The organism is Candidatus Bathyarchaeota archaeon, from assembly GCA_026014805.1.
GTDB lineage: Archaea > Thermoproteota > Bathyarchaeia > Bathyarchaeales > SOJC01 > JAGLZW01.
This window is the reverse complement of sequence record JAOZHR010000017.1, coordinates 1-20,229: the sequence shown is the minus strand read 5'-3', so window position 1 is coordinate 20,229 and position 20,229 is coordinate 1. Positions and strand designations below refer to the sequence as shown.

20 protein-coding genes are annotated in these 20,229 nt (G+C 42.9%); 5 read left to right on the top strand and 15 right to left on the bottom strand.

Annotation, left to right across the window (positions count from 1 at the left end; genetic code table 11):
* The first annotated feature begins 19 nt into the window (after positions 1–19).
* Positions 20–1,174, top strand: coding sequence for a cysteine desulfurase (locus NWE91_04305; GenBank protein MCW3985618.1), 1,155 nt, complete (start codon positions 20–22; stop codon positions 1,172–1,174).
* A gap of 57 nt (positions 1,175–1,231) precedes the next feature.
* Positions 1,232–1,714 (top strand): adenosine-specific kinase, encoded by a 483-nt coding sequence (locus NWE91_04300; protein MCW3985617.1) that lies wholly within the window; start codon positions 1,232–1,234, stop codon positions 1,712–1,714.
* Positions 1,715–1,765: 51 nt separating this feature from the next.
* Here the strand turns inward: NWE91_04300 and NWE91_04295 are convergent, their stop codons facing one another.
* The gene (locus NWE91_04295) at positions 1,766–2,809 is read right to left on the bottom strand and encodes a radical SAM protein (GenBank protein ID MCW3985616.1); all 1,044 of its coding nucleotides are present in this window, start codon (positions 2,807–2,809) and stop codon (positions 1,766–1,768) included.
* Positions 2,810–2,948: 139 nt separating this feature from the next.
* Between NWE91_04295 and NWE91_04290 the strand changes: the two genes are divergently transcribed.
* Both NWE91_04290 and NWE91_04285 read left to right on the top strand, forming a co-directional pair.
* Positions 2,949–3,680 carry a glycosyltransferase family 2 protein gene (locus NWE91_04290; GenBank protein MCW3985615.1) on the top strand — a complete coding sequence of 244 codons (732 nt, stop codon included), beginning with the start codon at positions 2,949–2,951 and terminating at the stop codon, positions 3,678–3,680.
* Positions 3,681–3,796: 116 nt separating this feature from the next.
* The gene (locus NWE91_04285) at positions 3,797–4,540 is read left to right on the top strand and encodes a glycosyltransferase family 2 protein (protein MCW3985614.1); all 744 of its coding nucleotides are present in this window, start codon (positions 3,797–3,799) and stop codon (positions 4,538–4,540) included.
* A 6-nt stretch (positions 4,541–4,546) separates the two neighbouring features.
* On the opposite strand, the gene NWE91_04280 is transcribed toward NWE91_04285, so the two are convergent.
* From NWE91_04280 to NWE91_04265, 4 genes are all read right to left on the bottom strand, one after another.
* Complete coding sequence (locus NWE91_04280; protein MCW3985613.1) at positions 4,547–5,554, bottom strand: AIR synthase family protein; 1,008 nt, start codon at positions 5,552–5,554, stop codon at positions 4,547–4,549.
* 110 nt (positions 5,555–5,664) lie between these two features.
* Positions 5,665–6,282, bottom strand: a complete 618-nt coding sequence (locus NWE91_04275; protein MCW3985612.1) for an ECF transporter S component — start codon at positions 6,280–6,282, stop codon at positions 5,665–5,667.
* The gene (locus tag NWE91_04270) at positions 6,257–7,459 is read right to left on the bottom strand and encodes an MFS transporter (protein ID MCW3985611.1); all 1,203 of its coding nucleotides are present in this window, start codon (positions 7,457–7,459) and stop codon (positions 6,257–6,259) included. Before NWE91_04270 ends, NWE91_04275 begins: the two co-directional genes overlap by 26 nt.
* A 181-nt stretch (positions 7,460–7,640) precedes the next feature.
* A complete protein-coding gene (locus NWE91_04265) occupies positions 7,641–8,864 on the bottom strand; it encodes a DUF2807 domain-containing protein (GenBank protein MCW3985610.1) in 1,224 nt (407 codons plus the stop codon).
* Between the two features lie 191 nt (positions 8,865–9,055).
* Between NWE91_04265 and NWE91_04260 the strand changes: the two genes are divergently transcribed.
* Positions 9,056–9,814 (top strand): hypothetical protein, encoded by a 759-nt coding sequence (locus NWE91_04260; GenBank protein MCW3985609.1) that lies wholly within the window; start codon positions 9,056–9,058, stop codon positions 9,812–9,814.
* 53 nt (positions 9,815–9,867) lie between these two features.
* On the opposite strand, the gene NWE91_04255 is transcribed toward NWE91_04260, so the two are convergent.
* The 10 genes from NWE91_04255 to NWE91_04210 all read right to left on the bottom strand — a co-directional run.
* Positions 9,868–11,196 (bottom strand): hypothetical protein, encoded by a 1,329-nt coding sequence (locus tag NWE91_04255; protein ID MCW3985608.1) that lies wholly within the window; start codon positions 11,194–11,196, stop codon positions 9,868–9,870.
* Positions 11,171–12,253 (bottom strand): flippase-like domain-containing protein, encoded by a 1,083-nt coding sequence (locus NWE91_04250; GenBank protein MCW3985607.1) that lies wholly within the window; start codon positions 12,251–12,253, stop codon positions 11,171–11,173. The genes NWE91_04255 and NWE91_04250 overlap by 26 nt, the downstream gene beginning before the upstream one ends.
* Positions 12,254–12,337: 84 nt before the next feature.
* Positions 12,338–13,960, bottom strand: a complete 1,623-nt coding sequence (locus NWE91_04245; GenBank protein MCW3985606.1) for a CTP synthase — start codon at positions 13,958–13,960, stop codon at positions 12,338–12,340.
* A gap of 142 nt (positions 13,961–14,102) precedes the next feature.
* A complete protein-coding gene (locus tag NWE91_04240) occupies positions 14,103–15,146 on the bottom strand; it encodes a zinc-binding dehydrogenase (GenBank protein ID MCW3985605.1) in 1,044 nt (347 codons plus the stop codon).
* Positions 15,136–16,164 (bottom strand): zinc-dependent dehydrogenase, encoded by a 1,029-nt coding sequence (locus NWE91_04235; GenBank protein ID MCW3985604.1) that lies wholly within the window; start codon positions 16,162–16,164, stop codon positions 15,136–15,138. The genes NWE91_04240 and NWE91_04235 overlap by 11 nt, the downstream gene beginning before the upstream one ends.
* Positions 16,165–16,303: 139 nt before the next feature.
* On the bottom strand, positions 16,304–17,440 hold the full coding sequence (locus tag NWE91_04230) for a 2-oxo acid dehydrogenase subunit E2 (GenBank protein MCW3985603.1): 1,137 nt from the start codon (positions 17,438–17,440) through the stop codon (positions 16,304–16,306).
* A 6-nt stretch (positions 17,441–17,446) separates the two neighbouring features.
* A complete protein-coding gene (locus NWE91_04225) occupies positions 17,447–18,430 on the bottom strand; it encodes an alpha-ketoacid dehydrogenase subunit beta (protein ID MCW3985602.1) in 984 nt (327 codons plus the stop codon).
* 14 nt (positions 18,431–18,444) lie between these two features.
* The gene (pdhA, locus tag NWE91_04220; protein ID MCW3985601.1) at positions 18,445–19,383 is read right to left on the bottom strand and encodes a pyruvate dehydrogenase (acetyl-transferring) E1 component subunit alpha; all 939 of its coding nucleotides are present in this window, start codon (positions 19,381–19,383) and stop codon (positions 18,445–18,447) included.
* Positions 19,384–19,482: 99 nt separating this feature from the next.
* Positions 19,483–19,914: a CBS domain-containing protein gene (locus NWE91_04215; GenBank protein ID MCW3985600.1), complete on the bottom strand. Its 432-nt coding sequence runs from the start codon at positions 19,912–19,914 to the stop codon at positions 19,483–19,485.
* Positions 19,915–19,990: 76 nt separating this feature from the next.
* On the bottom strand, positions 19,991–20,229 hold a 239-nt coding region (locus NWE91_04210), incomplete at its 5' end, for a hypothetical protein (protein ID MCW3985599.1).

Sequence of the window (20,229 nt, the reverse complement as noted above, 5' to 3'; positions counted from 1 at the left end):
ATTGAAGGAGTGGTTCGCGATTAAAAAAATCTATGTTGACTATGCCGCTACTACACCAGTCGACCCTCGTGTAGTTGAAGCTATGAAACCTTACTTCACCAAATTCTACGGTAATGCTTCTTCCTTGAACTCTTTCGGTGTTGAGGCAAAAAGGGCCTTAGAAAAATCTCGAGAAACTATAGCGAAGTTGATGAACGCTGATGCAGACGAATTGATATTCACGGGAAGCGCAACAGAAGCTAACAACTTAGTACTGAAAGGATATGCCTTCAAAGAAGGCAAAACCCGATGCCACATCGCTGTTTCAACAATTGATCATGACTGCATATTAAATTCTGCAAAATGGTTGGAAAAACAAGGGTTTAGAGTTACATACTTACCAGTTGACCAGTATGGTTTCCTGAAAATGGAAGCTCTTGAAGAGACACTGAAGGAAAACGTGACACTTGTATCTGTTGTCCACGGGAATAATGAAATCGGAACAATTCAGTCAATTAGAGAAATCGCGAGGGTATGCCACGAGCACGACGCCCTTTTCCACACAGACGCAGTTCAAAGCTTCGGCAAACTACCAATCAACGTCAAAGAGATGAACTTTGATTTTATGACAATCAACGCCCATAAATTATATGGACCTAAGGGAGTAGGTGCTCTATATATCGACAAAGACCTTAAAATCGAGCCCTTAATACACGGAGGTGGACATGAATTCGGCTTACGGTCCGGAACAGAAAACATACCGGGAATAGTGGGATTTGCTAAAGCAGTGGAACTTCGAAAAGAAGAAATGAAGCCAGAGACAGAACGCCTTACCCACCTGCGTGACAAACTGATAAAAGCCGTGTTAGAAATCAAAGCCGCATACCTTAACGGGCACCCCGTAAAGAGACTTCCCAACAACACTAATTTCCGATTCTCTTTCATAGAAGGGGAAGCCGTGGCTCTAGGCCTCGACACAGAAGGAATAGCTGCCTCCTCAAGATCTGCATGTTCCTCAACGTCTGGAGAGCCAAGTCACGTGCTTCTCGCTATCGGATTAAAACCGGAAGAAGCTCGTGGCAGTTTAAGGTTTTCACTTGGAAAGTACAACACCGAAGAGGACATAGATTACATTCTCCAGGTATTGCCAAAAATTGTAGAACGACTCAGAGCGATATCGCCATTAAAACCTTAACCAAACATAAAAAATACCGAGAATGCAGTACTAGTCTAGAGGCAATGGCAAGATATGTTGGATCTCAAAGTAGTGAGGATTGAGGTGGCAAAAGATTGCAATGTTATTCTAGGCATGGCACATTTCATAAAAACAGTCGAAGATCTTTATGAGGCATTGGTAGATTCTGCTCCAAACGTGAAATTCGGTATAGGTTTCTGCGAAAGCTCTGGTCCATGTCTGGTGAGGAGTGAAGGTAACGACGAGGAACTGAAGCATCTAGCTGCTCAAAAAGCATTCGAACTCAGCTGTGGTCACTGCTTTGTAATTTTCGTCAAAAACGCCTATCCCATAAACGTCTTAAACAAAATCAAAAATGTGTCAGAAGTGTGCACAATCTACGCCGCTACAGCTAATCCACTACAGGTTGTTGTTTGTGAGACTGGGCAAGGCAGGGGAATATTGGGCGTAATTGATGGTTTGAAAAGCAAAGGAATTGAAACTGAAAGCGATGTGAAGGCAAGAAAGGAATTTCTCAGAAAAATCGGCTACAAGCTCTGACTCTTGCTTTAATTTTTTGCGAACGCTATTTGTCTAAGCAAACGTTGAAGTTCAACGTGTCCTAGTAGGCAGTACTATTTTGGCGTTTTTCCATTGGTCTCTTATTATTTCGATATTGCCTTGGACATTTGCGTGGAGAGAATAGAACATATAGCACATGTAGGAGCAGCTTTTGCATTCTCTGTACATCTTTCTCAAGGTTTCAAATTTTTGGCTGTTCCATACTTCAGGCAAATCGAAGACTGTTGCAACGGGGTTTTGAAGATGACAACCAGCTACCTTGCCTAGAGGGTCTATCGTGAAAAAGGATTGAAGAGCCTTGCATTCCCAAGGTCTTTGTCCATTTAAATATAGTCCTTTCAAGGTGTTTAGCATTTTTCTCGTTATTAGAATTCCTTGACGTTTGTGTTTCTTTTCGACAAGCGCATCCCAGATTCTTGCGAGAGCTTCATTATCCATGATTTCAAGCTCTTTGTTTTTCTCTCCTATTTGAAACATTGGCTGGTCAAGAGTATCATGCTGATATAAACAATAAACGACTGGAATTCCCCTTTCAGTAAAATGATCTGTGAAATCCAGAATCTCATGCATGTTGAGTTGTGAAATTGTGGGCGAGACACCTACTGTGATTCCTTGGTTATGCAGAGTTTGAATAGCATTTAGCGCGTTTTTCCAAGCGCCGTGGACTCCCTTCAGATAATCATATTTTTTCTCGTTCATGGTGTCGAGAGATATGGCGACGAAATCCGCTTTCTGCAATGCATTTATCTTTCTTACCGCTTGGCTTCCATTGTCATAAATTGTTGTGATGAAGTATCTAGAGGCATATTCGATTATTTCTCCAATGTCTTCACGTAGAAGGGGATTTCCTCCAGAGAGGACAATTTCTATGACTCCCATTTTGCGAAGAACATTTAGTCCCGCTATCACTTCCTCGGTAGAAAATTCCGCTGTAGGCTTCTGATTTCGCCACACATCACAGCTTTTACAGCGATAATTACAGCGATGTGTAAGCATCCACTGTACATGATGAGGCTTGTTGAAAGCAAGAGAGCGTTTAAATAGGCTAAGAACTTTGCGGGAGGAGAGCCTCATACGGAATACTCCATTGAAGGTTTTTAATCTTAGGCTAAGTAGCTCGGTTATTTAAGCATAAATGTTATAAGTGTTTTGTTGACTGAAAGAACCTAGTAGGCCATCGAACATACCTAAAATCAACGAGTTGAGCGTCCTAATGAAGGTAGATGTAGTTGTGCTAACGAAAGACAGCGAAGAAACCTTAGGGAAATGTTTGAACTCCATTTACAAGAATGTTCCGGTTAACCGATTAATTGTGGTGGACGGTTGTTCAACAGATAAAACGTTAAGGATAATCAGAAAGTTTGATAAAAAATACAATAATGTTGTTCTTCTCAGTGGGCGGGGAACGAGAGGAAAAGCGAGACAGAAAGCTATAGAAGCAGTCAAATCTGAATGGTTTATGTTCGTTGACAGTGATGTCATTTTGTGCAACGGATGGTTCGAAAAGGCGAACAAGCTTCTGAAAGACGGTGTAGGCGCAATTTGGGGCGTAGAAGTTTGGTCAGTACTGAAAAACACAACGATCTTAAAATTATTTGAAAGAATTACAATGAAGATTTTTGGCAAGAGAGGTGGAACCCACGACTTATTAGTGCGATATGAAGCGGTCAAAGATATTCATATCCCTTCTAATCTGCACATATATGAAGACGCTTACATCAAATCATGGATTTGTATGAAAGGATACAAGGTGATTTCCGCTTATGAACCATATTGCATTCACCACCGACCAACAATTGTCTGGACAATGAAGAAAAGTGTCTCCTTAGTTGCCAATGAACTTAAATTCGCGATTCGTTGTCCTCAGTTGTTGTTATCGTATGCTTTCTACGCAGTTATTGTTTTATATCAAAACTTGTTGCGTAATATTGAAGCTAAAAGTTAAAGCCCGCCCTGGTTGGAGAAAGGAAAAAAATTTTTACATTTGATTATTCTAGAGTTACATGGAAATCAAAGTTGTGCTGAAAGAGAAAGTGCTTAACATTTGGTAGAAGAGTTGAAATGACTGTTTCAGTTGTTATCAGATGCGTTGGGCGAGAAAAACTATTCAGCGGTGTCTTAGATTGCCTGCTGCATCAAACAATAAGTCCTTCTGAAATATTGATTGTGATGGATTCTGAAAGTGAAAATGAAATACGGTTTGTACGTAGAAATTTGGAAAACTATCCTGACTCTAAGCTTCTAACTTTTAGACATGAAGACTTCTCACATCCATATTCAGTGAACCTTGGCGTAGCTTCTTCAAAGGAGGAACTGGTGTGCATCACTAACGGGCATTCTTTGCCTACATCATCGAGTTGGCTGGAAAGTGGATTGAAGCATTTTGAAGATGAAAATGTGGCTGGTGTAAGTGGTTTTTTCTTACCGTCAAATAAAGGATTCGAAAAGAGATTGTTTCTTCTAGTTGAAGAACAGATGAAAATGATAAGTTGGATCTCTACAATCAATTGTATCATCCGGAAATCAAGATGGAAAGAATATCCTTTCGATGAAAATCTGTTAAACATAATCCCGGAAACAAGAGAATACGGCGGTGAAGATTATGACTGGACCTTAGAAATGCTTGCAAGAGGATACAAGATAGTTTTAGATCCAGATTTCAGCGTTGTTCACACTCATGAGGAAGATATAGTGTTTGAAGTCTGCAGAGACTTGAGAAACTATTTTGTTTATAAAAAGCTCCGAGAAAAAATCAAAAGGTTGAAAAGGCCAAGACACGCATTTAAATTCTTAAAAAAGCAGTAGAATTGGCTATTTTTCTAAGCCTAGCCAAAGATGATCGGACACTGGTCTGATAAACTCTCCTATGCGGCCATCTTTGTGTACAACAATCCGTTTCTCTGGAGAAGACAGAAGCTCACCTATAATGACCGCGGCAATCTTGTTCTTTTCAAGAACCCTCACAACTTTGTTGGCAGCGCTTCTTTTCACAGCGATTAACAGGCTTCCGGAGGCGATGAGTTGCAGTGGATCAATTTGGAAGAATTTGCATATTTTTAATGTTTCTTCAGCAATTGGCATCTTTTCTTCATAAACCTTGAACCCTACTTTTGAAGCATCAACCAATTCATGTATTCCGCCTGCAACTCCGCCTTCTGTTGGGTCATGCATTGCCGTCACGTGGCCTGTTTGGAAGGCTAAGATTGCTTCTTTCACTATGCTTATGTGGTTGAAGAAATTTTCAGCTTTTTTCAAGGTTGATTTTCCTATCTTTCTCTCAAGTTGAGCGTGCTTGTCCGTTGCCAGAATAGCTGTACCTTCTATTCCCACAGATTTCGTTAGTATTAGCATGTTGCCAGCTTTCGCGTCTTGTGCTGTTACATAGCATCCTTTTTCAGTTATGCCCATGCAGCAACCGATAACTATGGGGAATAGCAGGTTGGGCGTGGTTTCTGAGTGCCCGCCAGTTATGGCTAAGCCCAGTTTTTTGGCTCCCACGTCTATCTGTTCGCAGATGGTTCTCACAGTTTTTCTTGTTGCGTTTTCGGGCAGTAGAAGGCAGGAGGAGAAGAAGGTTGGTTGTACGCCGAAGGTGGCTATGTCGTTCGCATTTATGTTTACCGCTAGCCATCCTATTCTTTCTAAAGCACCAGTGATTGGATCCATAGAAGTAACGAGTAACTTGTTTCCAACTTCAATTACAGCGCCATCTAAACCGTAAGATGGCCCTACAACAACTTCTCTACGTTTTGAGCCTAAGTGTTTGAGAATTACTTCTTTAAGGATTTCCGGCGGAACTTTTCCATAGGGAAGTTTCATATGCTCGTAACCTCATAGTGCTTTAAATTCATTCTATTTTGACGTTACTATTTAGTAGCATGTTAGCAGAGCCTTAAATACTAAAATGTGTAGTGCGTCGAAAAAGTTAGCTAGCTTCGCATAATTTGAGGCAATCTTTTTCGTAAAACTACAGCTATGGGGATTCCTATAAGCCCTCCAATGACTATTTGACCTATATTCCCAGGGATTTCTAACAATGCGGCCTCTGGTCCCCATAGATATATTTCAACTATGAAATATCCAACGATCATTTCAACTCCAGCCACAATCACAGCGAATATATCTCGAAAAACACTCTTTTTATTCGTAATGAAACCCGCAAGGAAGCCCTCTGCACCTTTTATGAACAAAGTTGGGATTGCAAATACCGGAAATCCAATTATATCTGCCAATGACGAGCCTATTCCTCCAGCAACACCGCCAACAACAGGCCCGAAGGTTAATGCACTAACAAAAACCATCACATCTCCAACGTTAAAATATCCTCCCATAGGATTCGGAATTCGTATGAGTAGAGTTGCCACACAAACTAGCGCTGCCATGACTGCCCATAACGTTATTTGAATCAATGTTACTTTCATGGAGTTGATTTGCATGTCCTTAAATGAGAGGCAACTCGTATAAAAAATGTACTTAGTATAGTCATATTCAGCTTTAACCTCTTTTTGGCTGTTGTTATGTTTATTCTTCTCTTTTTTCCGGTTCATGAACTAGAGTAAGCGTCACAAAGAAGGCGGGGACAGTAAAAGCTATTGCAAGAAGGAAGGGCAGCTGTGGAGAAACATGCTCGTACAAGATACCTCCAATAAGGCTGCCAAACGCCATCAATATGAAATTTACAAAGTTAGTGAAGCCATTTACCTTCCCACGTTGTTCCTTTGGAACAAGATCAGCTTGCAAAGCACCAAAAGCCGAGTTCATCATAACCTGCGCCGCGCCCACCAACACGAGAGAAACAAAGAGCCTTAGCACATCTCCATTTACGTAAAGCCACATTGAAACCCCGAACATTACATATGCTCCCAAGAGTGGCAGCTTTCTGTTGAATTTGTCCACCGCCTTTCCTATAGGAATAGCGAGAACTATCATCGTAACAAACAATGCTGTGAGGATGAGCGGCCAGACGGCCTTGTCTATTAGAAGCTCTTCTACAGCGTATACGACAAAGTATAGCTGAACCATGGCAATTCCAAAAATGGTTATCACCCCGGAAAGGAACAGATAAAACATTGAACGAGGCAGTGTTTTCCAGACGCCAAAGCTCTCTTTTAGGGCAATCGGATAGCTATGCAGGAGTTCATTTAAGCTGGGTTTTTTAGCATTTACCACTGTTTCCTTTAATCGCAATAGTCTGAGGAATGCTGCAATTAAGAAGAAAACCACGACAACGCCATAGCCTATTCTCATGCCTTGAACCAGACCAAACTGACCGTAAAGTATGCCTGCGACAAAAGGTCCTGGAGTGGTGGCAGCACTTGTTATGAGCATGATTAAGCCAAATCCCATGCCTCTTCTTTCAGAGGGCACCGAATCAGCAATCATCGCCATCAAGGCTGGCTGATAGGTTGAGTTGAACAGACTCATTAACACGGCGCCAATCAATATGAAGTGCCATGAAGGCGCAACTGCGTATAGAATGAAGGAAAGCGCAACCCCGAAAGTCATGGAAGAAATGAGCCACTTTCTGCCAAACTTATCTGCCAAGTAGCCACCTGGAAACTGCATCGAAGCTAAAGCTAGAAATGAAAAGAGACCAATCATACCAAGAACTGTTTTCGTTGCTCCCAGCTCAAGAACGTAAAGTGAATAATAAGTCGCTGGAAGTTCCATGGCGAAATCTATTAGAATCCAGCTTACCACCAGAACGGCGTAATTGCCTTTAATGAACGAGAATTCCTTTCTTAGACCTTCAACAAACGGCGTTTTTTGCGTCTCCTTTCATGCACTCTTATACTTTGAGCAGTGAAGTTATTTTTTCTGGGCAAAAATACTCAAAAACTGGTCACGAACGCGTGTTTAAGATTATCAATAACTGCCAACAATTCTTCGATTTTCAAGGCATAAATCATAAGTCTAAAGATAGCTTGTCCACCTTCTTCGGTGTTTTTTCAAAGGTCACTCCTCGTTCAGTCCTCAAGTTTTCAGTGTATTTAACTTCACCGTAAACGTGGCAGCCTGACTCCAAGCTTATACTCTCTCCATACAGATTTCTGGCTCTAGCCTCTCTTTCCAATGTTATTGTCTTAGCGTAAACGTCCTCGACACGTGCTCTTTTTCCTATCATTGCCTCATCTGCCTTTATGGGGCCTTTAACTTTTCCTCTTCTTCCAATCTGCATATAGTGCGCATGAACACCCTCGGCAGTCTCAATGGAGCCACCTACAGAAACTTTTGAGCGGGCAGTTGCTTTTCTTGCACGTAGCCGACCGCCCACGTCAATGTTTCTGGCAGTCAATTCTTGATCTATTTCTACTATACCTCCCACGTCAAGGTTTCCAGAAAGCTTCATGTTGCCGCCAACTTGCACTTTTCCTCCCACGTCCAAGTCAACTCCTTCAGCTGAGCCAGAAATGGCAAAAACCCCGCCAACGTCGATGTCACCAAATTTTAAATCGCCTTCAACTTTGCAAGAGCCACCTACGTCTATGTCGCCACCGCTGCTCTTTCCAGCAAGTTTCACTGCACCTCCAACACTGATATTCTCAAATTCAAGCGACTCCTTTGAGACAAAACTGCCACCAACATCAACTCTGTTGATTTTTCCGCTGTCAACCTCTACTTTTCCTCCCACGTCGATATCTTTTATGTCGACCTTCGATTCAATTTTCACCGAACCGCCCACGTCAATGTTTTCAGCTTTTACCTCGCCTTTAGCTTTGAAAGTGCCACCCACATCTATTTTCCGAGCGGTTGTAGCGCCATCTACTATGAGGCTGCCTCCAACATCCACTTCTTCAACATCCAAATTTTTCTCTACCGTCAAACTTCTGTCTACATCTACCTTTTTCGCAGTCATATTCCCAGTAATAACTAAACGCCCATCTTCTATGTTAACTCGGTTTCTAATTTCAAGATCTCCCTCAACAGTGACATCATCTTCGCCATCCAAATTTTCCGCTGAGAGACTGCATTCGAAGACACAGTCGCCCTCAATGTATATGGTGCCTGAAACAGCGACTTTTGGCGGAGTTCCTTTTCCCTTCACTACAGCATGCCTTCCAACTTCCAAATCGCCCTCAATAACATCCAACGTAGCGGTGCTTCTTGAAGGAATAACGTTTCCCGACATAGCGTTTTCACCTAAATGTAGGTAGCACAATCGTGAGTATAAAAGGCAACGCACATGTAGGATACACATATTGTAGTCACAATTTGTGACTATGAAGAGATATTACAGTTTGTCCTGTGATTTTTCACACACGCGAGAGCATAATCTATAAATATTCACGAAAAGTTATCTAAAGTTATCAGGTGAGATATTTGTCAAAAAAGGTTCGTACTGGGATTCCAGGTCTAGACGAACTGGTTGACGGTGGGTTTCCTGAAGGCCGGGTTATTTTGGTTATTGGAGGACCAGGCACAGGAAAAACCATTATGTGCGGCCAGTTTTTGCACAAAGGGATCTATGAAAATCAAGAAAATGGCGTTTTTGTCAGTCTAGACGAAAGCAAGGATCACTTCTACTCTGAAATGCAACAATTCGGAAAAAATTTCCAGAAGGCAGAGGAGGAGGGGCGATTCGCCTTCATAGACGCCACACGAATGTCGCAAGTGGCCATGCTGAAGGAGAAACTGTACAAAGAGGAGTCTAAGAGCTTACGGGGTAAGCAACTCTCCATTGATAGACTAGTCGAAAATTTGCGAGCAAAAATCTCTGTAATTAATGCGAAAAGGGTTGCCGTGGACACTTTGGCAGCACTCACATACCGATTTCCAGATCCTACGGAGCGAAGGACCGCAGTTGTGGATTTGATTGGATCACTGGCGGATTTGGGAGTTACCAACCTTGTGACCACTGAATTAAGTCACTTGAGCTTGGAACGAAATGCTTTAGAAGAAGAATTCTTGGTTCACGGAGTTATCATGATGCAAACTCTATTTTCAGGAGCGACTACAACGAGAGCGATACAAGTCGAAAAGATGAGAGAAGCCAAGGTCAACCCGAGTCTTGTACCATATTCAATAGGTCCGAATGGCATTGAGGTCTTTCCCAACATGCCGCTATTCGGGGAAAAGTAGGTTCATAAACTCTGAACTAAGCGGTTAAGACCTCATAGCTGCTTTCTTTCCTTTCATATCTGCAGTTTCTCTTTTATCAGAGGTATTTCACGCTCTAGATATCTTTGATTATACATTTTCTTGATTCGTAAGTGTTTTTTGAGACCCTTTTTGGTTTCCTTCTCGTAAATGCTGATCTCTCCTTCAAACAGACCTAGAATTGCTTGAACTTCTTCCGAAGCATGCATCTGAGGATTCATCACAGCCAGAGTGGTAAACCCTTTTGACCTCAACTCTGGCATAAGCCCAGTTAACCATCTTCTGGTTTGAACAGCGTGATGCCGCAGCAAAACGTCTGAGATGATTTCGATACAAGCCCTTCTTTGACCCTTTTGGGAAGCGTCGAGTTTACGGAAAGCTGAGGTTAAGGCAATGTTAATATCAGTAAGGTTTTCCACACCCTTCAATTTGAATACGTTAGGTAAGTCTTTGATGATTGTGTCTGCTTGGGGATTGCATATAAACAGGTAGAAGTTTGACCGAAATTCTTCTGCGAGGGTTTTTATCCCACTAGCCTCTCTAGTAATGTGAAACGTGATTTGCCTTTCTTTTGCTCCTGTTTCAAGAAATCTTTTAATCAGCAGGTCCCTCTCATCACAGGAAATTGAAGTTAATATAATCGCAAAATTCTCAGGGATCCCACCGAGAAGAGAGTTATCGAGATCTTTATATCCTGTTCTAATACGACTGGGAAGACCGGCTTCCAAGATGTTAATCTTTACAGGTTCGAGCTCACAGAACATTTGGTGCCCAGTTTCATCTGCGTAATCAATTTTTGGCTTTACTGCAAATGTGCCTTTGTTAAGAGACCTTAAGGTAAGTCTGATTTCTTCGGTCATTAGTGGGTCAAGTCTTTTTCCGTTCATGTCAAGATCTCTGTCCTCGAAGTCACAGAAATCTGGTTTGGCAACTAACTCGAAACCTGCTGGGAGGATTCCCTCAACTTTAACCAAGATGGCCGGTGCGTCTCCTGTATTGACCATTTCTATTTCTAAGTTGACATCTTCGCCAATTTTTGCCTCATTTTCTCTAAGAATTAGTTTTGCTTGTATGCGTGCCCGCACAGGCAAGATTTTTTCATCCAGAGCTGCAAAAAGCTTGCGCATTTGCTTGAAAGTGTCTAAATACTCTAGGCCGCGTTTTGTGATCTTATAAATCTTAGAGTCGTCAACACTCTTTTCCTTGACAAAGCCCCTTGAAGCTAGAAAAATCAACGACTTTTTAGCCCTGTCAACTGGCAAGTTTGCACCGTAAGAGGCTCTAGTTAATCGACAGGAACCCCTTCTTGCAACGATGTCCAATAAATCTGCGTATATCTCATATCTTGTCCTTCGGTTTCCCAAATACTCCACTTTCCATCAAACTTTTCACACCGAACCATTGGACTGCAGCGAACCCAATGAGTAATCTCAACCACACAGTTAAAATCCTTATGAGAATAGTGGCAGCCGCGCTAGTATCTGGTGGTATGGCAAATAGAACAAACAGCGTTATCATGATAATGTCGGGTAGTCCTACCTCAGCGGGGACACCTATAGGAATTGATTTTATTGCAATCATAAGAGTATATATAACAACTATTTTCAGCAAAAGAATTGGTATATTTGGCTCCAAGTAGCCTATTGAAACGAAAACTAGGAAAACAATTGCAATGCTAGAAAGCCATGTTAGGGCATAAAAGAATATTGGCGGAATCAGTTTTGCTGGGGTCGAACTAAAAATTCTTAACGATTTATAAAAAGCTCTTAGCGCGTCAACTATTGTAGTTTGAAAATGCTCCAGTTTAAAACGTCCCCTTGAGACACGCTCTACAAAACGCATTACAGCGTTAATCAACCGCTCTGTCAATTTCTCCTTGACACAAATTATCACCAAGAATGCAAAAGCAACTGCACTTAGGGTAGTCATAATTACAAGGATTTGAAGCATTAGACCTGGCACAGAATAATTAAGGGACAGTAACCCCAGAAACCCTAAGAGGAGGGCGACAATAGTCGAAATTGTGCCTAACATTCGTTGACTGACAAGAGAGGCAATAACCTTCCCCGAATTGACATTTGGTTCTTTTGACATTAAATAGGCTTTAGTTATCTCTCCGCTAACAGATTCCGCTGGAATAAGAAGATCAGTAAACATGCCAATCCACACATACACAAAAGTCTTCTTTAGAGGAATTTTAATTGACAAAGGCAGTAAGAGGTATTGCCAAGTCAAAGTGAAAAAGAACGTTTCCAAGATGAGCACTAATGCGGCCAAAGAGTAAATTAGCATATTCGCGCGTTGAATTACACCTATCATTTCTGGAATATTGACGAATAGGGTTAAGTAAAGGATGAAAGCCAAAAGACCAATTACGAGAAGAGGAACAGTTTTAAACAGTATTCTACGTCTTTCGTTCATCTACCACGGCATCCAACATGAAGAGTAAAGGCAGTAGCTCTTCTAATTATTATATCTACCATTATTCTCATACTCAAATATACTTTAAAACTCTACTTTAGCTCTTCCAAGTTTTTTATCTAAGCAAGCTTTTACGAATCCATAATATTCTGGATCGGGCTTAGCGGGACGACTTTTGAATTCTCCATGAAATTGAGACGCAAAAAAGAAGAATTTTTCTGGCAGTTCCAAGATTTCCATTCTTCTACCGTCAACACTTCTGCCTGAAAAGACTAAGCCATGATTCTCCAAGGTTGGTCTATGCTCAGGGTTGACCTCGTATCTGTGGCGGTGGCGTTCGTAAATCTCTTCAGATTGGTATAAAGAGTAAGCTAAGGTTTCTTTGTGAACAATTATTTTGTGAGCGCCAAGCCGCATTGTGGCCCCCTTTATATCTACTCCATGCTGCTCTGGCATGAGGTCAATCACAGGGAAAGCCGTGGATGAATCGATTTCGGTACTATTTGCATCGAGTCCACATACATGTCTAGCAAATTCCACCACTGCCAGTTGGAAACCATAGCATATTCCTAAGAACGGTATGTTGTTTTCTCTTGCAAACTGGGTGGCAGCGATTTTACCTTCAGCACCTCTTGGACCGAAGCCATAGGGGACGAATACGCCATCATAATTTTTGAGAGTCACAAGCTTTTCTGGGTGTTTCTTGAACTTCTCTGCTTCTACATGGTCCACAGATACGCTGATTTGAAATTCTGCACCAGCATGTCTAAACGCTTCATTCATGCTTACATAACTGTCTACTAAACCGGCATATTTGCCAACTAACACAATTTTGATTTCATAACGTGGTTTCGAAATGGCGTTGACGAATTCTTTCCATTTGTTCCATTTAGGTTTCTGCTCGGGGATATGTAGACGGTCTTGTATGAAATCACCCATCCCTTGCTCATCTAATATCAGCGGAACCTCGTAGATGGATTGAACGTTATAAGAGCAGAAAACAGCGTTTTCGGGTATAGTTCCGAAAAGAGCGATTTTTCGCCTTGCTTCGGCGTCGATCATTCTTCTTGACCGCGCCACGATCGTATCTGGTTGTATACCGATGCGGCGGAGTTCGTTTACACTATGCTGTAACGGTTTGGTTTTCATCTCTCCTGTAACGTCAAGTAGTGGAACCAACGCCACGTGAATGTAAAGAGTGTTTTCATATCCTTCTTCGAGGCGCATCTGCCTTATGGCTTCGAGAAATGGTAAGCCTTCTATGTCGCCTACAGTGCCGCCGCACTCAGTTAACACAACATCTACCTTAGACTTTTTGGCTACATTTCGAATTCGTCGTTTAATTTCATCTGTAACGTGGGGGATTATTTGGACGCAATGACCAAGATAATCGCCTCTTCGTTCTTTCTTAATCACTGTCTGATAAACCATACCTGTTGTAACATTGTTGTTCATGGTCAGGTTTAAATCTAAGAATCTTTCGTACCAGCCTAAATCGAGGTCGGTTTCTCCCCCATCATCTGTGACGTAGACTTCGCCGTGCATATATGGATTCATGGTGCCTGCGTCAACGTTCACGTATGGATCAACCTTAATAGCTGTGACTTTGACGCCTCTGGTTTGCAGCATCTTCCCTGCCGAGGATGTGACAATGCCTTTACCTACGGAAGAAAGCACGCCGCCAGTGATGAAAATGTATTTTACCATACTTCTGCGGCCTCGCAATAACAAAAGCATACGCAAAACTTAGCATTTAAACTCTTTGTGTCGTGAAAAAACCATGTTCACTATTTGATGACTGGGACTGTGGCACACAGTAAATTTTGAAAGACCCTATCACTTAAGGTTCTCAGGGGATTATAGCAATTTTTACGTCAGCTTTTAACGTGGCGAGACCCCAAAATGCTTCTCGAATTTCTTCCAATGGCATTCGCCTAGTGATGAGCGGCTTTACATTTAATGTTCCAGACGCTATAAGGTTCAACGCTTTCTTAAAATGGATAGGGGTTGCGTGGAAGGCTCCCCTCACAGTTACTTCTCCATAATGCAACAACTCAGTACTCATCCTAATTTCGGTTCCAGGTAGGCAACCGCCAAATTCAAGCACGGTACCGCCTTTACACACCATTTTCAATGCTTGCTCCCACGTACCGGGCAAACCTATAGCTTCTACTACTACATTTGCACCGTAACCGTTTGTTAGTTGCTTGACTCTCTCCACAGTATCTTCAGTTTTGGCGTTTATTGTTTCGCTTGCTCCAAGTTTTCTAGCAAACTCAAGTCTTTCTTCGAGCAAATCGCTTATGATTATCCTTTCTGCACCGAGTTTCTTAGCAGTAAGTAGATGGAGAAGACCGATTGGTCCTGCGCCAATTATCGCTACAGTGTCGCCAAGCTTTATACCGGCTTCTTCAGCACCATGGAGAACACAAGCCAAAGGCTCGGTTATCGCAGCTTCTTCATAAGTGACGTGAGGGGGAATTTCCTGCGTATTGACCAAAATTGTGCGAGCTGGAACTCGAATATATTCGGCGTAGGCACCCCAGAGCCAAAGCATATCTTCGCACAAGTTATATCTTCCCTTCTGGCACATCTTACACCGCAGACAAGGAGCACTGTTTCCCGCTCGAATCCGCATGCCCTCTTTAGGCCACGTTACACCTTCACTAATCTCTACAACATTGCCAGCCCATTCATGCCCAAAAATTGTTGGCAACGTAATTACTTTCTCCACGTATCCTCTCTGAAAAATCTTCAAATCTGTACCGCAAGTTGTTGCGGTTTCAATCTTGACTAGAACTTCTCCAGCGCCTATCTTCGGCCTTTCGACATCTTCGACTCGAAGATCCTTTACGCCAAACAGCATCGCTGCTTTCATTTTCTCACCGCTCATTCAACACCACAACTTTTATGCATTCTTTGCTTCTAGCTGCTATTTGAAACGCCTCTGCGGTTTTGCTTAACGGAAATCTATGTGTTATTAGCTTTTTTGCGTCGATTCTTTTTGTTTGAATGAGTTTTAGGGCGATTCTGGTCTCTATGTGTGATGTTGAGTAAGATGGCACCAGCTTAATTTCGGAGAAGAACAGTTTGTTCAGACTTAACCGCATAAAATCTTCTGGCTGTGTGGGCGCAAAAATGCATAGCGTTCCTCCTTTGCGGCACAGTTCTATCCCGGCAAGATAGGCATTGACGTTAGGTGCAGTGACAACTACTACATCTGCGCCATGTCCGTCAGTCGCTTTCTTGACTACATCCATAAGGCTTTCGGCTTCCGGGTTGACCGTTAAATCTGCACCTAAACGCTTAGCTGCCTTCAGTCTATAATCGACAAAATCCGTAGCTATAACTTGGCTTGCACCGAAAATTCGTAGGAGCATCGCAAAAATGATTCCTGAAGGTCCAGCTCCCACAACTACAGCCGAATCTGACGCTTGGATGCCACATTTATTTAGGGCACGTATACAACATCCCACTGGTTCGATGAGGGTTGCTTCTTCGAAGGAGAGTTCGTGGGGGATTTTTACCGTGTCTACTTGAAGGTTTGGCGCTGGGACTTTGAAGTATTCCGCGAAGCCACCTGGGTCCAGATGAGTTTTAGCGAACTGTTCGCATAAGGTGTAAGCTCCGCGTCTGCAGTAGTGGCAGGTTAAACATGCGACATGGTGGTGGGTGAAAACTCTGTCACCTGCCTCGAATCCTTCTACCTTGCTGCCAACTTTAGCTATTACGCCTGATGGCTCGTGTCCGAGCACTAGGGGTACACGTGTTTTTAGGTACCATTCCATCAGGTCGGAGCCGCATACTCCGCATGCCTTCATCTCTACTAGAGCTTCTTGGGCGCCAATTTTGGGTATGGATGTGTCTTCGATTAGTATGTTGTCGAGGCTGTAGTACGTGATGGCTTTCATAAGATGTCACTAGGGTTTGAGAAAGGCTGTGATGCACTTAAAATTTTTCCAAGAGAGAGGTTTCTTCTTCTATCTAAACCTGAACACAAAAATAGAGCACTAAGTTATTTTTCGATGTCTCAATCAGTAGTGCCTTACTTCAATTTCCCATTTCAATTATCTCTTTTACTTTTCTCAAAAATATCGATGCAGGTGCACCGTCTATTATTCGGTGGTCATATGCAAGCGTAAGTGTCATTACGGGCTTGACTGTAATCCCCTTATTTGCGACAACCGGTTTCTCCATCGTACAACCAGCCGCAAGTATTGCAGCTTCAGGAGGGTTGATTATTGGCAAAAAAGTGTTCACACCATACATCCCAAGATTTGTTACTGTGAAGGTTCCACCAGTTAATTGTTCCTTTGACATCCTACCTTCTCTTGCTTTCTCAGCCAATTTTCCTAACTCGGAAGATATTTGGGCAAGCTGTTTTTTATCCGCATTCCGCATAACTGGAACAACTAACCCTTTCTCAGTGGAAACAGCTATACCTATGTTGATGTCATCATAAACCTGAATTTTTCCTTCCATCAGCGTGGAGTTTACCATTGGCTGTCCACGTAAAGCCCTTGCTACTGCATAAACCAGTATCGCTGTGTAAGAAGCTTGAGTCTTTTCTCGTAGTTTTACAGCTTCCGTCATATCAACATCCATAATAATGAAGCTGTGAGGTGCAGTTTGAAAACTGGAAGCAACACGCTCTGCAGTAGTTTTCCTAATACCTGTTAAAGGAACTATCTCTTTTATCCGTGGCATTGGCTCGGTTTTCTCTTCTATGAAACGTTTAACATCTTCTTCTACAATCCTTCCTTCTGGACCAGTACCTTGTACTTGTGTCAAATTGACATCGTGTTCTCTTGCCATTCTTTTTGCTGCAGGTGATGCCAAAACACGTTCTCTGACTATGGCGGTCTCTGTTTGCTTCTTTGCCACCGCCTTTTCGACAAGTTTAGGTTGCGGAGTCTCTGCTACAGCTTCCACATCTGGCAGTTTTTCGTCAGGTGCTGCTATGAAGGCTAGTGTTGCGCCCACAGGTACTTCAATGCCTTCCTCAGCTAAGATTTTTCGAAGGACTCCGCCTGCCAGTGCTTCAACGTCGTATGTGACTTTTTCGGAAAGCACCTCAACCACGGGCTCGCCTTTCTGGACTGCTTCACCTTCCTTTTTGAACCATTGGATTACGCTGCCAGTTTTCATTGTTAGGCTAAGGCGGGGCATGACGATTTTTGTAACCAAGATTATTCATTCCTTTTGGGCGATTTTTTTTACAGCTTTTATTATGGTCTTTTCGTCGGGTATAACATATTTTTCTAGTGGTGGACTAAAGGGAATTGGCGTGTCTGGCTCAGCTACTCGTTTTATTGGTGCATCAAGATAGTCTATAGCTTCCTCGGCCACCACAGCTGCAATCTCCGCGGTTACCCCGGCAGTTTTGCAGTCTTCGCTTACAATAACTAAGCGTCCCGTTTTCTTCACCGAGCTTATTATGACTTCTTTGTCTAAAGGAACAAGCGTCCGTGGATCAACAACCTCTATACTTAACCCCTCTTTCTCAAGCGTTTTTGCTGCCTCCAAAGCTTTGTGAACCATAAACATGGTAGCAACTACTGTTACGTCTTCCCCTTCTCTTTTAATATCGGCAGTGCCGAATGGGATTGTATAATCCTCTTCAGGTATCAAGCCTTTAATTGGATAGAGGAGCTTGTGCTCGCAAAACACTACTGGGTTGTCGCCTCTTATCGCTGTCTTTAACAGTCCTTTCGCGTCGTAAGGCGTTGAGGGAACTGCGACAAACAGTCCTGGCACATGCATAAACCACGCTTCAAGACTTTGGGAGTGATGGGCTGCAATGTTGACGCCTCCGCCGAAAGGAGTTCTAATAACTAGTGGCACTTTTGCTTGTCCACCAAACATGTAGCGGATCTTGGCCGCTTGGTTAGCTATCTGGTCCATGGCAAGGGTTGTTAAATCGCCGAACATTATCTCTGCAACGGGGCGCATGCCAGTTATTGCGGCGCCTACTGCAGCGCCTATTATAGCAGATTCGCTGATTGGAGTGTCTCTGACACGTTCGTCTCCGAACTTTTTTGCTAGATCTTTAGTCACCTTGAAAGCGCCCTCCCAGTAGCGTCCTATATCCTCACCCAACAGAAACACTGTTTTGTCTCGTTGCATCTCTTCCAACAATGCTTCGCGAAGTGAATCTCTGTAAGTTATTTCTCGCATTTCCTCACCTTCCTCTATGCATAGACGCCTTCTAAAGCTTCTTCGGGTGCTGGAAAGGGGCTATTGATGGCGAACTTGACAGCAGCTTCCACAACTTCAGACACTTCCTTTTCTATCTGCTTTGCCTCTGCAGCTGAAACATCCCCATTTTCCAGAAGCCGCTGCTTCAATCTACGAGTCGGGTCCTTCTTAAGCCACTCTTCAACTTCTTCTTTCGGTCTGTAGGCTGCGGGATCAAAGCGGGAATGTCCTTTATGTCTATATGTTTTACATTCTATTAGCGTAGGGCCGTTACCATATCTTCCCCTTCTAACTGCTTCCTGTGCAGCTTCGTAAACTGCTATAACGTCGTTTCCGTCTACCGAGACGCCGGGAATTCCATACGCAGCGGCTCTTTTTGCAATGTCCTTTATAAGCATGACTTGGGTTTGGCGAGTTCCCATGGCGTAGAGGTTGTTTTCGCATATGAATAAAACAGGAAGTTTCCAAATAGCCGCCATGTTAACGCCTTCATGGAAGGTTCCTTGGTTTGAGGCGCCATCGCCGAAGAAGCCTGCAGTTACTTGGTCCGTGCCCCTTAGCTTTATGGAAAGCCCCGCCCCAGTAGCTATTGGAATTCCTGCGCCTACTACTGCGGTTGCTCCTAACATGCCTATGCTAAAATCTGCTATGTGCATAGAACCGCCCTTTCCCTTGCAATACCCTGTTTTTTTCCCCAAAATCTCAGCCATAATCTTATCCAGTCTAGCGCCTTTCGCTATACAGTGTCCGTGGCCTCGATGGGTACTTACGACATAATCATCTTTTCGCAGGTTCGCACATACGCCAACGGCTACAGCTTCCTCTCCTGTATAGAGGTGGATAGTGCCGGGCACGAGGTTCTCTCCGTACAACTCGAAGACTTTTTCTTCAAAAAGCCTGATTTCTAACATTTTACGGTACAGTTCGATCATTTTGTTTCTGTCCAAATCCCGTTTCTCCTATAGTCTATCCTTTAGAAACATTGCTATCTTACATATAAAAACTCTAAAATGAAAAACAGTTGGCGAGGGCTAGTATGAACGGTGCTGGGGTCTTACAAGCTCCCCTAGAATCCCTAGCATGTTGGGCACTTGTGTTACTATATCGGTGAATGTGAGTATTCCAACAAGTCTCTCGTTATCCGTAACCCTAAGCCTTCTAATTCTTTTCCTCGCCATAATATTTGCGGCTTCGTCGATGCTAGCCATATCGCGAATAGTTATTACGGGGCTACTCATAACTTCTCTCGCACGCAAAGCTTCTGACGCTAAGCACGGTTCGACAATCCTTCGAAGAATGTCGCGTTCAGTAATTATGCCCACTGGGCGGTCGCTCTGCACGACAACAATAGAGCCTATGTTGAACTTGTTCATTGTAGCTACAACCTCTTTAACAAGCGTGTCAGGTCTGACAACTTTTACTTCTTTTGTCATTACGTCTCTAACAATAACTATTCCAGCCATTCACCCGTCCCTCCCAACATCCAGTTTAACAATAACTCTGAATCACTTCCTCAAGTGCTTTTACATGGAATCAAGTTCAAGGGTCGTTCTCATCTGCCAACCGGTATGTTTGGTACTCCATCAACTCGTCAGCTGTTATAGAACCGAATTCTTCCTTGATTATCATAATGGCTGCTTGAGGCGGTATAATTCCTCTTTCCGTAATGATAAGGTCAATATGTTCTGGAGGGGTCACGTCAAATGAAGGATTCCGCACTGTGACATTTGGCATTTTTTTCAGTTCCTTTTCCGATATAACTTCTGAAGAATTACGCT

Excerpts from the sequence above, each read along its gene's own strand:
- NWE91_04295 (MCW3985616.1), bottom strand. The coding sequence starts at position 2,809 with ATGAGGCTCTCCTCCCGCAAAGTTCTTAGCCTATTTAAACGCTCTCTT.
- NWE91_04290 (MCW3985615.1), top strand. The coding sequence starts at position 2,949 with ATGAAGGTAGATGTAGTTGTGCTAACGAAAGACAGCGAAGAAACCTTA.
- NWE91_04285 (MCW3985614.1), top strand. The coding sequence starts at position 3,797 with ATGACTGTTTCAGTTGTTATCAGATGCGTTGGGCGAGAAAAACTATTC.
- NWE91_04280 (MCW3985613.1), bottom strand. The coding sequence starts at position 5,554 with ATGAAACTTCCCTATGGAAAAGTTCCGCCGGAAATCCTTAAAGAAGTA.
- NWE91_04275 (MCW3985612.1), bottom strand. The coding sequence starts at position 6,282 with ATGAACCGGAAAAAAGAGAAGAATAAACATAACAACAGCCAAAAAGAG.
- NWE91_04265 (MCW3985610.1), bottom strand. The coding sequence starts at position 8,864 with ATGTCGGGAAACGTTATTCCTTCAAGAAGCACCGCTACGTTGGATGTT.
- NWE91_04250 (MCW3985607.1), bottom strand. The coding sequence starts at position 12,253 with ATGAACGAAAGACGTAGAATACTGTTTAAAACTGTTCCTCTTCTCGTA.
- NWE91_04245 (MCW3985606.1), bottom strand. The coding sequence starts at position 13,960 with ATGGTAAAATACATTTTCATCACTGGCGGCGTGCTTTCTTCCGTAGGT.
- NWE91_04240 (MCW3985605.1), bottom strand. The coding sequence starts at position 15,146 with ATGAGCGGTGAGAAAATGAAAGCAGCGATGCTGTTTGGCGTAAAGGAT.
- NWE91_04235 (MCW3985604.1), bottom strand. The coding sequence starts at position 16,164 with ATGAAAGCCATCACGTACTACAGCCTCGACAACATACTAATCGAAGAC.
- NWE91_04225 (MCW3985602.1), bottom strand. The coding sequence starts at position 18,430 with ATGCGAGAAATAACTTACAGAGATTCACTTCGCGAAGCATTGTTGGAA.
- pdhA (MCW3985601.1), bottom strand. The coding sequence starts at position 19,383 with ATGATCGAACTGTACCGTAAAATGTTAGAAATCAGGCTTTTTGAAGAA.
- NWE91_04215 (MCW3985600.1), bottom strand. The coding sequence starts at position 19,914 with ATGGCTGGAATAGTTATTGTTAGAGACGTAATGACAAAAGAAGTAAAA.